Below are 14315 nucleotides of genomic sequence, written 5' to 3' on the forward strand. Positions count from 1 at the left end.
CATCAATTTCAGATTACTCCTTACAGAATGAGCTTATCCTGGTATTTCATTTTTCACCAGCGCCAGTCAGATCCTTTACAGAATCACGCTCCATCATTTTTGGCGTGAATATTTGCTGCTCAGTTTCTTCTTCCAGTAATTTTTTCGCGCCGTAACGTGCCATTTCCGTAATTGGGAAGTGAACGCTGGTCAGACGTGGACGAACAAAATCGGCGCGCTCGCCGCTGTCATAACAGATACAGGAAATATCGTGCGGGATCCTTAAGCCTTTTTCATTAATCGCGAGCATGGCCCCCACGGCCATCTCTTCGTTACAGCAGTAAACCGCCGTTGGCTGGTGACGCTCAAGCAGCGCCTGCATGTTCAGATAGCCGCCCTGGAGCGAGTAATCCGCCTCCAGACAGGCCACCGGCGTCAGGCCTGCCGTTTCCATGACATCAAGAAAGCCCTGCAGACGCAAACGGCTGGAGGCGCGTGAAAGTGGGCCGTGGAGACAGGCAATGGCCGTGTGGCCACGCGTGAGAAAATAGCGGGTGGCAAGCGCGCTGGCCCCCCGATGATCAAACGTGACGCAGCGGGATTCCAGCCCCGGCACGTCGCGATCGAGGATGACAAAGCGTCGCCCCGCCGCCGCCATCGCGCGCAGCGCGTCGTCTTCCAGCATACGCACATGCAGCAACAGGCCGTCGCAGCGCAGGTTATAGAGCTGGCTGATGGCGTCACGTTCGTTTTGCGCGCTGTCACGCCCCTGCGTCACCAGCAGCTGTTTGCCGTGGCGCTGCGCCTCGCTCTGTACGGTATCCATCAGCGCGCCGAAAAAGCCGCCGCGGTAAGAGGTGGTGACGAGCCCAATGGTATGGCTCTGGCTGGAAGCGAGCGCGCGCGCCGCCGGATTAGGCGAATAGCCGAGCGCCTGAATCGCCGCTTCGACGCGCGCTCGGGTTTGTGATTTGACGTTGGTGTCGCCGTTGACCACGCGCGACACCGTGGCACGTGACACGCCCGCATGGGCGGCGACATCTTCCAGAGTAACCATCAGGCGATCCCTTTCATCTGTGAGGCCACCTGATAGTACCCGAAATTTTCGCGCCGGGTGAGCTTATCCCCGGAATTGCGGCAGGTAGTCGCGGTTCAGCGTCAGCACTTCTTCGAGCAGTGATTGGGCAAGTACCGCGTCGCCCACCAGCGGGTTGGTCACGAGTGCCAGCAGTCCGCTGTCGCGACAGCCTTCCACCGCCGCCTTAATGGTGAGCCGTTCATACGTTTTCACCTGCACCGTTAAGGCGTGCATCGCAGGTGGCAACGCGCCGAACACCAGCGGGTGCGCGCCCTGCGCGTCCACCACGCAGTTGGTTTCGACCACGGCGTCATCCGGCAGCCCGTGAATAGCCCCGCGGTTAGCGGCGTTGACCACAAGCGTGGTGCCGCGGTCGTTATGAATGGCATCGATAAGCTCCAGCGCTACCTGCGAATAGAACGCGCCGCCGCGAAAGCTGAGCTGCTCCGGTTTTTGCGCCAGGTGCGGATCGCTGTACAGCTCGAAGAGTTCGCGCTCTACCGCCATCACCTGTTCGGCGCGGGTGCCACGACCGCGCGCCGCCTCAATCTCTTCTTCCAGCATCTGGCGGCTTAAGTAGAAATAGCGGTGGTACGGGCACGGAATAGCGCCGAGCGCGCGCAGCAGCGGCGCGGGCCACGGGGCTTCCTGGATGTTGTTCATGGTGAGCGTCGCCCCGTTACACAGTTTGTCGAGCACCTCCTGCGTGCGGTCCTCGCCGCGCACCGTCACCTGATGCACCCACACCATATGATTCAGCCCCGCAAACCGCAGCGCCACCTCCTGCGATGGCGCGCCCAGCATCGCGGCTATCATATGGTGCATGGTGACGGGCATATTACACAGCCCGATGATTTTCGCCCGGCTGTGGCGCTGCACCGCCTCGGTGACAATCGCCGCCGGATTGGTGAAGTTGATTATCCAGGCGTCCGGCGCCAGCGCTTCCACTTTGCGGGCGATATCCAGCAATACCGGAATGGTGCGTAGCGCTTTGGCAAAACCGCCAACGCCGGTAGTCTCCTGGCCAATCAGCCCATATTTCAGACCGAGCCGCTCGTCGGCGGCGCGCGCCGGGAGCTGGCCCACGCGCAGTTGCGTCAGCACAAAACGCGCGCCGCGGATCGCTTCATCGGGCGTGAAATGCACCGTCACGCGCACGTGCGCCAGCCCGTTTTTATCAAGCATACGGCGCGTCAGCCCCGCGATGATCTCTACTTTCTCGCGCCCCGGCTCGACATCCACCAGCGCAAGTTCATGCAGCCTGATGCTCGCTTTGCGGGCGATAAGCCCTTCCACCAGCTCCGGCGTATAGCTGCTGCCGCCGCCGATAATGGCGATTTTAATAGTCTGTTCGGTCATGAGGTTCTCCCTGTGGTGTGGGCCGAAGCGGCGACGGCATCGCTTTCCTGCGCCTGCGCGCGCTCCTGGCTGATAAGCTGTTTTTCGTACACTTTAAAGAAGGGGTACCAGAGCAGGCCGTCCACGACCAGCAGAACGACCACCAGCAGCGCGGCACGCATATCCCAGGCAGCGGAAATCATCGCCCCTAGCGGCGCGGGCGCGGTCCAGGGCGCCATCGCCACCATTTTCTGCACCAGATCCATCTCCAGCGCCACATACGCCAGCACGGCGTTAACCAGCGGTACCAGCAGCAGCGGCACAAACAGCGTCGGGTTCATCACTACAGGCGACCCGAACAGCAGCGGCTCGTTAATGTTAAAGACTGCCGGCACAATACTCAGCCGCCCGATGGTTTTCAGATGCGCTGAGCGGCTTCGCAGATACAGCAGCGCCAGCACCAGCGTTGAACCGGATCCGCCGATACACACATAGAACGCCCAGAACGGCGCCGTGAGAACCTGCGTGGTCTGCGCGCCCTGAGAGAGCAGCGCCGCATTGGCGGCGATATTCGCCATGAACAGCGGGTTCAGTAACCCCTGCACCAGATTGTCGCCGTGGATACCCGCAAACCAGAGCAGATTCGCCAGCAGCACACAGAGTAAAATCGCAGGCAGGCTGTCGCCTGCGGCAATCACCGGCTGGAAAAGCTGCATCACCGCCGCCGGGATAAGCATCTGGAATTCACTCTGCATGACCAGGCTTAACGGGTAGAGAGTGAGCAGAATGCCGGTCATCGGCAACAGCAGATCAAACGAGCGCGCGATAGCGGGCGGTACCTGCTCCGGCAGGCGCAGCGTAATGCCATATTTTTTAAGCAGCCGCGTCAGCTCAACCGACCAGACAGCGCACAGCAGCGCGGTAAACACACCCTGCCCGCCGAGGAAATCGAGCGACAGTTTATTATCAGCCTGCGGCGCGGCCACGAGCAGAAAGGCGGTCAGTGAGAGCAACCCGGCGGTAAGACCGTCCAGATGGTACGATTTTGCGAGGCTATAGGCCGTCCCGACAGAAACAAACACGCTCATTAACCCCATCGTCATAAAAAACGGCATGGTGATGGTGTTCCAGTGCGCTTTGGCAAAGCCGAGCCAGAGCCTGCCGAAGGCAGACGTCGTCGACTCATCAAACGGCGGATTGGCGATGATAAGCATCATGCTGCCAATAATGAGAAACGGCATGGCGCAGATAAAACCATCGCGAATAGCGATGATATGCCGCTGGGTGCCGATACGTCCGGCGAGCGGCGCGACATGGCGCTCGACCAGCGCCATCACTCCGGTATAAAGACTCATAGCGCACCCCGTGTTGCGTGATACATGCGATTTCCCCCGTTGCGTGACGTTAAAATGAGAGCGCTCTCAATACATAATCACTGTAACTCAGTCGGCAAAGCGCCATTGTGAGAGCGCTCTCATTATGGTTATAAAAAAGACAGCACAGATAAAAGTCGGGAGAAATCCCACCGCGGACGCGGTGGGCGAGCACTAGATGCGGCGCGCCTGCCAGAACTTTTTGCGCCAGTAGACATTATCAAGAGAAGAGCGCATCACGCCGCGGCTGGTGGAGGCGTGGATAAACTGGTTATCGGTGTCATAGATGCCGACATGAAGGCCGTTTTGTCCGGAGCCGGTTTTAAAGAAGACTAAATCGCCAGGCAGCAGCTCGTCCTTGTCAATTTCAGTCCCGATCTCCGCCTGCTGACGGGTTTCGCGTGGCAGCATCAGCGAGAAACGATCGCGGAAGGTCATCATCACAAAGCCGGAACAGTCCACGCCACCGCGGCTCATGCCGCCGTAGCGGTAAGGCGTGCCGTACCAGTGGTTCAGCTGGTCGTTGAGTTCAGCAATCACGGTGATGGAGTCGGAAAGTCGTGCGTTTGGCGGCGGCGCGCGGTGGGAGCTACATCCCGCCAGCAGCAGCGTCGCAACAAGAAAGATCCATAGCCGCATTTTTCAGGCAAATCCTCTGGCCTTGTGATTTTTCGCTAATGTAGCCGCCAGCGCGTCGGCTGGCAAGATGGTCGCGCTCAGAGCGCATTGATAAGCATACTGTGGCCGTCAATCTGTAAACGGCGAAACGGCAAGCCGTAAGCCTCACCGAGCCGGGAGGGCGTCATTACCTCATCACGCGCGCCCTGGGCGAGCATTTTCCCGTCGCGTAGCAGCCAGACGCGCTGCGCATGACGCAGCGTATGGTTCAAATCGTGACTGCTCATCACCACCGCGATCCCCGCCTGCGACAACAGAGCCAGAAGCCTGTCGAGCGCGGCCTGCTGCGCGACGTCCAGACTGTTCATCGGCTCGTCGAGGATCAGCAGCCTGCCGTGGGGATGATTGCGCGGGTGGATTTGTAAGATAACGCCGGCGAGACGCACGCGCTGCCATTCGCCGCCGGAGAGCGCATTAACCGGACGCGTCAGCTTGTCATCAAGCATCAGGCTGCGCGTCACCTCTTCCAGCGCGGCGGCGCACTGCGCGCCACCGTGCAGCGTCAAATAGTGCCAGACCGGCATGGCGAATGGCGGCGTCTGCTGCTGCGTCAGATACGCCCGCTGACGCGACAGCGTGGCCGCGCTCAGCGACGTAAGCGGTTGGCCGTCCAAGAAGATTTCGCCTGCGCCATCAGACAGGCCCGCCATACGATGCAGCAGCGTGCTTTTGCCCGCCCCGTTAGGGCCGACCAGATGGACAATATCGCCCGCCTCAAGCGTCGCGCAAAGCGGCCCAAGCCGGGTGCCCACCGCAACATCACGCAACTGCATCAAAGGCATCGTTACTTCGCCAGCGCCAGCTTAATGGCTTCCATTACGATGGGATCTTCCGGCGTCATATCCGGCGAGAAGCGCTGGATCACCTGACCGTCGCGGCCCACGAGGAATTTTTCAAAGTTCCAGAGGATGTCGTCCGGGTAAAGCGGCGCGCGGCCTTTACTCGCCATCCGCTCATAGAAACCGCTCTGCTCCGGCGCGACAGCCTTCGGCGCGGCGGCGATGAGCTTCTGATACAGTGGATGGCGGTTTTCGCCGTTGACGTCGATTTTGCTGAACATCGGGAACGTCACGCCGTAAGTGGTGCTGCAGAACGTTTTAATTTCGTCTTCGCTGCCCGGCTCCTGACCCAGAAACTGGTTGCACGGGAAGCCCAGTACGCGAAAGCCGGACGGCTCCCAGGCTTTGTGAATATTTTCCAGCTGCTCATACTGCGGCGTCAGCCCGCACTTTGAGGCGACGTTAACGATCAACAGCACTTTGCCTTTGTACTGCTCAAGCGAAATGGTTTCACCGTCAATGGTGGTCACTTCGGTATTCAAAATGTCGTGTTGCATAGCTTCCCCTTAAGAAGAGTGAGATAGAACTAGCGTCCAGCCTTTAATAATAGCCAGATAAATACCGGCGCGCCCAGGGTGGCGGTGACTACGCCAATCGGTAGCTCTGCGGCCGCGAGCGTCAGACGCGCGATGATATCGGCCGCGAGCAGCACCCCGCCGCCTGCCAGCATCGCGGCAGGCAGTAATGCCCGGTGGTCGGTAATGCCGCACAGGCGCAACATATGCGGCACCACAAGGCCGACAAAACCAATCGCGCCGGCCAGCGCCACGCTGACGCCCGCAAGCCAGCCGGTGACGATGACCAGCGCGTTGCGCCACAGCCAGACCGGCAGGCCAAGCTGACGCGCGGACGTTTCGCCAAGAGAAAGCATATTCAGCGCCCTCGCCTGCATCCCGCCCCAGACGAGCGGCGGAATCAGCGCGAGCATCAGCCAGCCCTGCTGCCAGTCGATGCCGCTGAAACCGCCCATCATCCAGTACATGAGCTGGCGCAGATCAAGACTGGTGGAAAAATAGACGGCCCAGGTCATGAGCGCACTACAGACGATGCCGAGCGCGACGCCTGCCAGCAACAGACGGCTGGTGGAGAGATGGCGCCGCGCGAAATGCAGCAAAATAAGCGTGGCGATAAGCGCGCCCGCGATGGCGCAGAGCCCGAGCGACCAGCCTGGCAGCACGCCGCCGCCAAGCATGACCGCCGCGACCAGCCCCACGCCCGCGCCATTAGAGACGCCAAGAAGCCCGGGTTCTGCGAGCGGGTTTTCAAACAGCGCCTGCATCATCGTGCCGCAGAGCGCAAGCGCTGCGCCCACCAGCACAACGGCAAGCGTTCGCGGTAGCCTGATTTGCCAGACGAAGAGTTTCCCTGCATCGCCTGCCCATGCCGCAGGCCAGAGCCAGACGTCGCCCGCGCAGAGGCTCACCATCACCGCCAGTACGAGCGCCAGCGCAAGGCCCATGAGCACGCGTCGCTCGCGGCGGCGTTGGGTATGAATACACAGGGAAAGTGAGGCGAGTTGAGATTTCATGCCTTTGATTTTACGGCTCGCTTTACGCACGACAAAGAAAAAAGGCCGCGGGATGCGGCCTTTTTGGTCAGGTCAGATTAATTTTCTTTCGGCGAAGCGTTCTCTACGCGACTTTTCAACTTCTGCCCCGGGCGGAAGGTAACCACACGGCGAGCCGTAATGGGAATATCTTCACCGGTTTTCGGGTTGCGTCCGGGACGTTGGTTCTTATCACGCAGGTCAAAATTACCGAAACCGGAGAGTTTTACCTGCTCGCCATTTTCCAGAGCGCGACGGATCTCTTCGAAAAACAGCTCTACCAGTTCTTTGGCATCCCGCTTGCTAAGCCCAAGCTTATCAAACAGATATTCTGACATTTCAGCTTTTGTAAGCGCCATAGGTTCAATCCCTCAATGATGCCTGGAATCGCTCTTTTAGTGCCGTTACACATTTCGCAACAGTAGCGGCAATCTCGTCTTCTTCGAGTGTACGGCCGGTATCCTGAAGGATCAGGCTGATGGCAAGGCTCTTATAACCCTCCGCAACACCCTTACCGCGGTACACGTCAAATAAGTTTACGCCAACTACCTGATTTGCGCCAACTTTCTTACACTCGGCCAAAATATCTGCTGCCGGTACGTTTTCAGCGACCACAACGGCGATGTCGCGGCGGTTCGCCGGGAAGCGGGAAACCTCCTGCGCCTGCGGTATGGCACGCTCGGAAATCTTGCTCCAGAGCAGCTCAAACACCAGTGTGCGGCCATTGAGGTCAAGCTTACGCTCAAGCTCAGGATGCACAACGCCAATAAAACCAATGCGTTCGCCTTTTAAATAAATGGCAGCACTTTGGCCGGGATGCAAGGCCGGATTGGCTTCTGCACGGAACTCAATTTCAGATAATTTACCCGTAAGTTCCAGAACTGATTCCAGCGTCCCTTTCAAATCGTAGAAGTCAACGCTGGCTTTCGCCAGATCCCAGTGCTCCTCATAACGGTTGCCGCACAGCGCGCCTGCCAGCATAAGATCCTGGCGAATGCCGAGGTCTGCCTGTGTATCAGGCACAAAGCGCAGGCCCGTTTCAAAGATACGAACGCGGCTCTGCTGACGGTTCTGGTTATAAACGACCGTGGTAAGCAGACCGCTCAGCAGCGACAGGCGCATCGCCGACATTTCGCTGGAGATCGGGCTTGGCAGGATCAGCGCTTCTTCACCCGGATGCAGCAGCTGCTGCACTTTTGGATCGACGAAGCTGTAGGTGATCACTTCCTGGAAGCCGTGATCGTTTAGCAGCGTTTTCACACGTTTGAGCGAGAGATCCGCTTCACGATGGTTGCCCATTACCAGCGAGGCCTGTACCGGCTCGTTCGGAATGTTGTCGTAGCCGTAAACGCGGGCCACTTCTTCCACCAGATCTTCTTCAATCGCGATGTCAAAACGCCATGACGGCGCGACCGCCTGCCACTCGTCCTGCCCTTCCGTCACCTCACAACCGAGCCGCTTAAGGATATCGGTGACCTGTGCATCGGCAATGTGATGGCCGATCAGGCGATCGAGTTTACTGCGGCGCAGCGTGATGGTCGCGCGCGTCGGCAGATGAGTTTCGCTTGTGATATCGATAACCGGGCCTGCTTCGCCACCGCAGATATCAAGCAGCAGACGCGTGGCGCGCTCCATCGCTTTGAACTGCAGCTGCGGGTCAACGCCGCGCTCGTAACGGTGAGAAGCGTCGGTGTGCAGGCCATGACGGCGTGCGCGGCCGGTGATGGCGAGCGGCGCGAAGAAGGCGCATTCCAGCAGGACGTTGCGGGTTTCGCCGTTAACGCCAGAGTGCTCGCCGCCGAAAATACCGCCCATCGCCAGCGCTTTTTGATGGTCAGCAATCACCAGAGTGTCAGCGTTCAGGGTCGCTTCGTTGCCATCCAGCAGCGTCAGCGTTTCGCCCTCTTTCGCCATGCGCACTACGATGCCGCCGTCGATACGGTCGAGATCGAACGCGTGCATCGGCTGGCCCAGCTCAAGCAGCACGTAGTTAGTTACGTCAACCACGGCATCGATTGAACGAATGCCACAGCGACGCAGTTTTTCACGCATCCACAGCGGCGTCGGCGCGGTCACATCGATGCCTTTCACAACGCGGCCCAGATAGCGCGGGCAGGCGTCTGCGGCGTCGACCTGAATCGGCAGCGTATCATTGATGGTCGCCGAAACCGGCGCGATGTCCGGTACATTCAGCGGCTCGGCATTAAGCACGGCGACATCGCGCGCTACACCGATAATACCCAGGCAGTCGGCGCGGTTCGGCGTCACGCTGATTTCGATGGTGTTGTCATCAAGCTTCAGGTATTCGCGAATATCCGTACCAATCGGCGCGTCGGCCGGCAGTTCGATAATGCCGCTGTGATCGTCGGAAATCCCAAGCTCAGAGAACGAGCACAGCATCCCTTCGGACGGCTCGCCGCGCAGTTTCGCCGCTTTGATTTTAAAATCGCCCGGCAGGACCGCGCCGACGGTCGCTACCGCCACTTTAAGCCCCTGACGGCAGTTCGGCGCGCCGCAGACGATATCGAGCAGGCGTTCGCCGCCCACGTTAACTTTCGTGACGCGCAGTTTGTCGGCATTCGGATGCTGGCCGCATTCGACGACTTCGCCCACGACCACGCCGTGAAACGCGCCCGCGACCGGCTCCACGCCATCCACTTCGAGACCCGCCATCGTGATTTGATTCGCCAGCGCCTCGCTGTCGAGGGCCGGATTAACCCACTCGCGTAACCACAGTTCGCTAAATTTCATTGTTCTGTCCTGCCCTTATTTAAACTGTTTGAGGAAACGCAGATCGTTTTCGAAGAAAGCGCGCAGATCGGTCACGCCATAGCGCAGCATGGTGAGACGTTCCATGCCCATGCCGAACGCGAAGCCGGAGTAAACTTCCGGATCGATGCCGACATTACGCAGCACGTTCGGATGCACCATGCCGCAGCCCAGCACCTCCAGCCACTTGCCGTTTTTCCCCATAACGTCCACTTCTGCGGAAGGCTCGGTAAATGGGAAGTAAGACGGACGGAAACGAATCTGCAGATCTTCTTCAAAGAAGTTACGCAGGAAGTCGTGCAGCGTGCCTTTCAGATTGGTGAAACTGATGTTTTTATCGACGATCAGCCCTTCCATCTGATGGAACATCGGCGTGTGGGTCTGATCGTAGTCGTTACGATAAACACGGCCCGGCGCGATGATGCGAATTGGTGGCTGCTGATTTTTCATGGTGCGGATCTGCACGCCAGAGGTCTGGGTACGCAGCAGGCGCGTTGCGTCGAACCAGAAAGTATCGTGATCCGCACGTGCCGGGTGGTGTCCCGGAATGTTCAGCGCGTCGAAGTTGTGATAGTCATCTTCAATCTCCGGGCCGGTCGCTACCGTAAAACCGAGTTCACCGAAAAAGCTTTCGATACGATCAATAGTACGAGTGACCGGATGCAGACCGCCATTCTCCACGCGGCGGCCCGGGAGCGAAACATCGATAGTTTCTGCCGCCAGACGGGCATTCAGCGCGGCGCTTTCCAGCTCATTTTTACGCGCGTTCAGCGCCTGCTGAACCTGCTCTTTGGCTTCGTTGATAACCGCGCCTGCGGCCGGACGCTCTTCCGGCGGCAGTTCGCGCAGGGTGGTCATCTGAAGGGTCAGATGCCCTTTTTTCCCTAAATATTCGACGCGTACGTTATCTAACGCGGCAACATCCTGGGCGCTGGTTATGGCCGCCTTTGCACTGGCAACCAGATCTGCGAGATGTGGCATGGTTTTCCTCGTTATTCGGCGCTTGCGCCGGTTTGTTGAACTCTGTCTTGTTATTCTTCTGTTTCAGGTGACACGCCTTGCGGCCAAATAAATCTGCGGCGCGTGTGTCGCCTGCCACTTGAAACAGACCCAAAAACGGCAGATATAAAAAAAGCCTCCTGATGGAGGCTTCTGGCGTTGATTTTCCGTTTCTTTTCTTACGCGCAAAGCCCCTCTGATTCAGGCGCTAAAGTAAAAAAAGAAGCGGAAAATGGCAGCGTTCATGCTTGCGTTACCCTGAGGCTTAATGGCGAATTCTCTTATTGAAAGGCGCGCCAGTAAAAATGTCAACAGATTGATATGGCAGAAATTAAAAGAGGGAGCGTGGCTCCCTCTTTCAACTGGCTTACGCCAGAGCTGCTTTCGCTTTTTCAACCAGGGCAGAGAATGCCACTTTGTCGAATACGGCGATGTCAGCCAGGATCTTACGGTCGATTTCAACAGAGGCTTTTTTCAGGCCGTTGATGAATTTGCTGTAAGAAATACCGTTCTGACGTGCTGCTGCGTTGATACGTGCAATCCACAGCTGACGGAACTGACGCTTACGTTGACGACGGTCACGGTAAGCGTACTGACCTGCTTTGATAACAGCCTGGAAGGCAACGCGGTATACGCGAGAACGCGCACCGTAGTAGCCTTTAGCTTGTTTCAAAATTTTCTTATGACGTGCACGTGCAATCACACCACGTTTTACGCGAGCCATAGTGCTCTCCTGTTTCTATTCTGTAAAAAAGTTAAAAGTTAAACGGCTTATGCGTACGGCAGGCACGCGATTACCAGACCCAGATCGCCTTTGGAAACCATGGCTTTCGGGCGCAGGTGACGTTTACGCTTGGTCGCTTTTTTGGTCAGAATATGACGCAGGTTAGCGTGCTTGTGCTTAAAACCACCTTTACCGGTTTTTTTGAAGCGCTTAGCAGCACCGCGTACGGTCTTAATTTTTGGCATCTTAATTACATCCACTTCGCATTGTTAATTAAACGAAACGTAGGCGAACAAAATCTGTGAAGCCCAAAGGCTCCACAGAAACTGTTACTTGAAGGCCTTACTGTTTCTTCTTAGGAGCGAGCACCATGATCATCTGGCGGCCTTCGATCTTCGTTGGGAAGGATTCGACCACTGCCAGTTCTTGCAAATCGTCTTTCACGCGGTTAAGCACTTCCATACCGATCTGCTGGTGGGCCATCTCACGACCGCGGAAGCGGAGCGTGATTTTGGCCTTATCGCCTTCTTCGAGAAAGCGAATCAGGCTGCGGAGTTTTACCTGATAGTCGCCTTCATCTGTACCAGGACGGAATTTAATTTCCTTAACCTGGATAACTTTTTGCTTCTTCTTCTGTTCCTTAGAAGACTTACTCTTTTCATAAAGGAACTTGCCGTAGTCCATGATACGACAAACTGGCGGCTCGGCGTTAGGGCTGATTTCAACTAAATCTACTCCAGCTTCTTCAGCCTTTTCGATAGCTTCTCTCAGACTCACAATTCCCAGCTGCTCGCCTTCCAGACCTGTTAAGCGAACTTCCTGGGCGCGAATCTCGCCATTGATACGATTCGGACGTGCCGTTTGAACTCGTTTTCCGCCTTTAATACCTTATTCCTCCAGTTGTTGAAGACTGCGGCTGCGAATCTCTTGCTGCAGCTTTTCAATTACGTCGTTAACGTCCAGGCTACCGAGGTCTTTACCACGGCGGGTACGAACGGCCACTTTGCCTGCTTCGACCTCTTTATCGCCACAAACTAACATGTATGGAACACGACGTAATGTATGCTCGCGGATTTTAAAGCCAATCTTCTCGTTTCTCAAGTCTGCTTTTACACGAATGCCTGCATTTTGTAGTTTACGGGTCAATTCGTTAACGTATTCAGACTGCGAATCGGTGATATTCATCACCACGACCTGTACCGGAGCAAGCCATGTCGGGAAGAACCCGGCGAACTCCTCGGTCAGGATACCGATAAAACGTTCCATCGAGCCCAGAATCGCGCGGTGAATCATCACCGGCACTTGGCGCTCGTTGTTTTCGCCCACATAAGACGCGCTCAGACGCGACGGCAGGGAGAAGTCGAGCTGTACGGTGCCACACTGCCAGGCGCGATCGAGGCAGTCATAGAGCGTAAACTCGATTTTCGGGCCGTAGAACGCGCCCTCACCCGGCTGATATTCAAACGGGATATTGTTCTCTTCCAGCGCAACCGCCAGGTCGGCTTCCGCACGGTCCCACATTTCGTCGGTACCAATACGTTTTTCCGGACGCGTGGAGAGCTTCACCACGATCTTTTCAAAGCCGAAGGTGCTGTACATGTCATAAACCATGCGAATACAGCTGTTCACTTCGTCGCGCACCTGTTCTTCCGTACAGAAGATATGGGCATCATCCTGCGTGAAACCACGTACACGCATCAGGCCATGCAGCGCGCCCGAAGGCTCGTTACGGTGGCAGCTACCGAACTCCGCCATACGCAATGGCAGGTCGCGGTATGATTTTAGACCCTGATTAAAGATTTGCACGTGGCCCGGGCAGTTCATCGGCTTGATGCAGTATTCACGGTTCTCGGAAGAGGTCGTGAACATCGCGTCTTTATAGTTATCCCAGTGGCCGGTTTTTTCCCACAGTACACGGTCCATCATGAACGGACCTTTAACTTCCTGATACTGATACTCTTTAAGCTTAGAGCGAACAAACGTTTCCAGCTCGCGGAAGATAGTCCAGCCGTCGTTATGCCAGAACACCATACCCGGCGCTTCTTCCTGCATATGATACAGGTCGAGCTGTTTACCGATTTTACGGTGATCGCGCTTCGCGGCTTCTTCCAGACGCTGCAGATAGGCATTCAACGCTTTCTTATCCGCCCATGCGGTACCATAGATACGCTGCAGCATTTTGTTGCTGCTGTCGCCACGCCAGTAAGCGCCTGCGGTTTTCATCAGCTTAAAGTGATGGCAGAAGCGCATATTCGGCACGTGCGGACCGCGGCACATATCCACATATTCTTCGTGGTGATACAGGCCCGGTTTATCGTCACGGGAAATATTTTCATCAAGAATAGCGACTTTGTAGTTCTCGCCACGCTTCACAAACGTTTCGCGGGCTTCCTGCCAGCTCACTTTTTTCTTGATGACGTCGTAATTAGTTTCCGCCAGCTCGTGCATACGCTTTTCGAGGGCGTCGATATCTTCCTGAGTCAGGGTATGGTCGAGATCGACATCGTAATAAAAGCCGTTGTCGATAACCGGGCCAATCGCCATTTTGGTATGGGGCCACAGCTGTTTGATGGCATGACCCAGCAGGTGCGCACAGGAGTGACGGATAATTTCCAGACCGTCTTCATCTTTCGCGGTAATAATCGCGAGCTGAGCGTCCTGTTCGATACTGTCGTGAGCGTCCACCAGCTCGCCATTCACGCGGCCTGCGATACAGGCTTTCGCGAGGCCCGGACCGATATCCAGGGCAACATCCATGGGGCTGACAGCATGGTCGTAATGGCGTTGGCTGCCATCAGGAAGCGTAATAACAGGCATTATAAATCCTTATTCACAGTGGTGACCCACACGCAAGATCACATATGATTTGAAAAATGGTTTTGATTCAGTAAGTTATGTAGCCATCTGACCAACATTCGCCAAATTGGTACACACTTTTGGTACGCAACGCCTATTCCATATGGCTTTCAGGCTTTGCTTCTATACCCATGGT

The 14315-nt window shown here is 56.7% G+C and carries 15 protein-coding genes and 1 other annotated feature; all 15 genes read right to left on the bottom strand.

Annotated elements, in window-relative coordinates:
• Nucleotides 1–46: 46 nt before the first annotated feature.
• Nucleotides 47–1039 (bottom strand): LacI family DNA-binding transcriptional regulator, encoded by a 993-nt coding sequence (locus CSK29544_RS16710; protein WP_255212327.1) that lies wholly within the window; start codon nucleotides 1037–1039, stop codon nucleotides 47–49.
• A 60-nt stretch (nucleotides 1040–1099) separates the two neighbouring features.
• A complete protein-coding gene (locus tag CSK29544_RS16715; RefSeq protein WP_007894061.1) occupies nucleotides 1100–2416 on the bottom strand; it encodes a 6-phospho-beta-glucosidase in 1317 nt (438 codons plus the stop codon).
• The gene (locus CSK29544_RS16720; protein ID WP_007894059.1) at nucleotides 2413–3750 is read right to left on the bottom strand and encodes a PTS sugar transporter subunit IIC; all 1338 of its coding nucleotides are present in this window, start codon (nucleotides 3748–3750) and stop codon (nucleotides 2413–2415) included. The genes CSK29544_RS16715 and CSK29544_RS16720 overlap by 4 nt, the downstream gene beginning before the upstream one ends.
• Nucleotides 3751–3942: 192 nt before the next feature.
• Nucleotides 3943–4407: an NlpC/P60 family protein gene (locus CSK29544_RS16725; protein ID WP_004387814.1), complete on the bottom strand. Its 465-nt coding sequence runs from the start codon at nucleotides 4405–4407 to the stop codon at nucleotides 3943–3945.
• Between the two features lie 77 nt (nucleotides 4408–4484).
• Nucleotides 4485–5228 carry a vitamin B12 ABC transporter ATP-binding protein BtuD gene (gene btuD, locus CSK29544_RS16730; protein ID WP_007894056.1) on the bottom strand — a complete coding sequence of 248 codons (744 nt, stop codon included), beginning with the start codon at nucleotides 5226–5228 and terminating at the stop codon, nucleotides 4485–4487.
• 2 nt (nucleotides 5229–5230) lie between these two features.
• Nucleotides 5231–5782 carry a glutathione peroxidase gene (locus CSK29544_RS16735; RefSeq protein ID WP_007894053.1) on the bottom strand — a complete coding sequence of 184 codons (552 nt, stop codon included), beginning with the start codon at nucleotides 5780–5782 and terminating at the stop codon, nucleotides 5231–5233.
• A 29-nt stretch (nucleotides 5783–5811) separates the two neighbouring features.
• Nucleotides 5812–6813, bottom strand: a complete 1002-nt coding sequence (gene btuC / locus CSK29544_RS16740; RefSeq protein WP_029038968.1) for a vitamin B12 ABC transporter permease BtuC — start codon at nucleotides 6811–6813, stop codon at nucleotides 5812–5814.
• 77 nt (nucleotides 6814–6890) lie between these two features.
• Complete coding sequence (ihfA, locus tag CSK29544_RS16745) at nucleotides 6891–7190, bottom strand: integration host factor subunit alpha (protein WP_004387086.1); 300 nt, start codon at nucleotides 7188–7190, stop codon at nucleotides 6891–6893.
• Nucleotides 7191–7194: 4 nt separating this feature from the next.
• A complete protein-coding gene (gene pheT, locus CSK29544_RS16750) occupies nucleotides 7195–9582 on the bottom strand; it encodes a phenylalanine--tRNA ligase subunit beta (protein ID WP_007894049.1) in 2388 nt (795 codons plus the stop codon).
• 15 nt (nucleotides 9583–9597) lie between these two features.
• On the bottom strand, nucleotides 9598–10581 hold the full coding sequence (gene pheS, locus CSK29544_RS16755; protein ID WP_007867262.1) for a phenylalanine--tRNA ligase subunit alpha: 984 nt from the start codon (nucleotides 10579–10581) through the stop codon (nucleotides 9598–9600).
• Nucleotides 10582–10725: 144 nt separating this feature from the next.
• Nucleotides 10726–10850, bottom strand: a sequence feature (Phe leader region).
• Nucleotides 10801–10845, bottom strand: coding sequence for a pheST operon leader peptide PheM (gene pheM, locus CSK29544_RS24770; RefSeq protein ID WP_106120997.1), 45 nt, complete (start codon nucleotides 10843–10845; stop codon nucleotides 10801–10803). It overlaps the preceding feature by 45 nt.
• 116 nt (nucleotides 10851–10966) lie before the next feature.
• Nucleotides 10967–11323 carry a 50S ribosomal protein L20 gene (gene rplT / locus CSK29544_RS16760; RefSeq protein ID WP_000124849.1) on the bottom strand — a complete coding sequence of 119 codons (357 nt, stop codon included), beginning with the start codon at nucleotides 11321–11323 and terminating at the stop codon, nucleotides 10967–10969.
• 47 nt (nucleotides 11324–11370) lie between these two features.
• Nucleotides 11371–11568, bottom strand: a complete 198-nt coding sequence (gene rpmI / locus CSK29544_RS16765) for a 50S ribosomal protein L35 (RefSeq protein WP_001124225.1) — start codon at nucleotides 11566–11568, stop codon at nucleotides 11371–11373.
• A 97-nt stretch (nucleotides 11569–11665) separates the two neighbouring features.
• The gene (infC, locus tag CSK29544_RS16770; protein ID WP_012905609.1) at nucleotides 11666–12208 is read right to left on the bottom strand and encodes a translation initiation factor IF-3; all 543 of its coding nucleotides are present in this window, start codon (nucleotides 12206–12208) and stop codon (nucleotides 11666–11668) included.
• A 3-nt stretch (nucleotides 12209–12211) separates the two neighbouring features.
• Nucleotides 12212–14140 carry a threonine--tRNA ligase gene (gene thrS / locus CSK29544_RS16775; RefSeq protein ID WP_004387090.1) on the bottom strand — a complete coding sequence of 643 codons (1929 nt, stop codon included), beginning with the start codon at nucleotides 14138–14140 and terminating at the stop codon, nucleotides 12212–12214.
• Between the last annotated feature and the right edge of the window lie 175 nt (nucleotides 14141–14315).

The organism is Cronobacter sakazakii, assembly GCF_000982825.1.
Lineage (GTDB): Bacteria > Pseudomonadota > Gammaproteobacteria > Enterobacterales > Enterobacteriaceae > Cronobacter > Cronobacter sakazakii.

Excerpts from the sequence above, each read along its gene's own strand:
- CSK29544_RS16715 (WP_007894061.1), bottom strand. The coding sequence starts at position 2,416 with ATGACCGAACAGACTATTAAAATCGCCATTATCGGCGGCGGCAGCAGC.
- thrS (WP_004387090.1), bottom strand. The coding sequence starts at position 14,140 with ATGCCTGTTATTACGCTTCCTGATGGCAGCCAACGCCATTACGACCAT.
- btuC (WP_029038968.1), bottom strand. The coding sequence starts at position 6,813 with ATGAAATCTCAACTCGCCTCACTTTCCCTGTGTATTCATACCCAACGC.
- pheT (WP_007894049.1), bottom strand. The coding sequence starts at position 9,582 with ATGAAATTTAGCGAACTGTGGTTACGCGAGTGGGTTAATCCGGCCCTC.
- btuD (WP_007894056.1), bottom strand. The coding sequence starts at position 5,228 with ATGCCTTTGATGCAGTTGCGTGATGTTGCGGTGGGCACCCGGCTTGGG.
- rpmI (WP_001124225.1), bottom strand. The coding sequence starts at position 11,568 with ATGCCAAAAATTAAGACCGTACGCGGTGCTGCTAAGCGCTTCAAAAAA.
- CSK29544_RS16735 (WP_007894053.1), bottom strand. The coding sequence starts at position 5,782 with ATGCAACACGACATTTTGAATACCGAAGTGACCACCATTGACGGTGAA.
- CSK29544_RS16725 (WP_004387814.1), bottom strand. The coding sequence starts at position 4,407 with ATGCGGCTATGGATCTTTCTTGTTGCGACGCTGCTGCTGGCGGGATGT.
- ihfA (WP_004387086.1), bottom strand. The coding sequence starts at position 7,190 with ATGGCGCTTACAAAAGCTGAAATGTCAGAATATCTGTTTGATAAGCTT.
- rplT (WP_000124849.1), bottom strand. The coding sequence starts at position 11,323 with ATGGCTCGCGTAAAACGTGGTGTGATTGCACGTGCACGTCATAAGAAA.
- CSK29544_RS16720 (WP_007894059.1), bottom strand. The coding sequence starts at position 3,750 with ATGAGTCTTTATACCGGAGTGATGGCGCTGGTCGAGCGCCATGTCGCG.
- pheS (WP_007867262.1), bottom strand. The coding sequence starts at position 10,581 with ATGCCACATCTCGCAGATCTGGTTGCCAGTGCAAAGGCGGCCATAACC.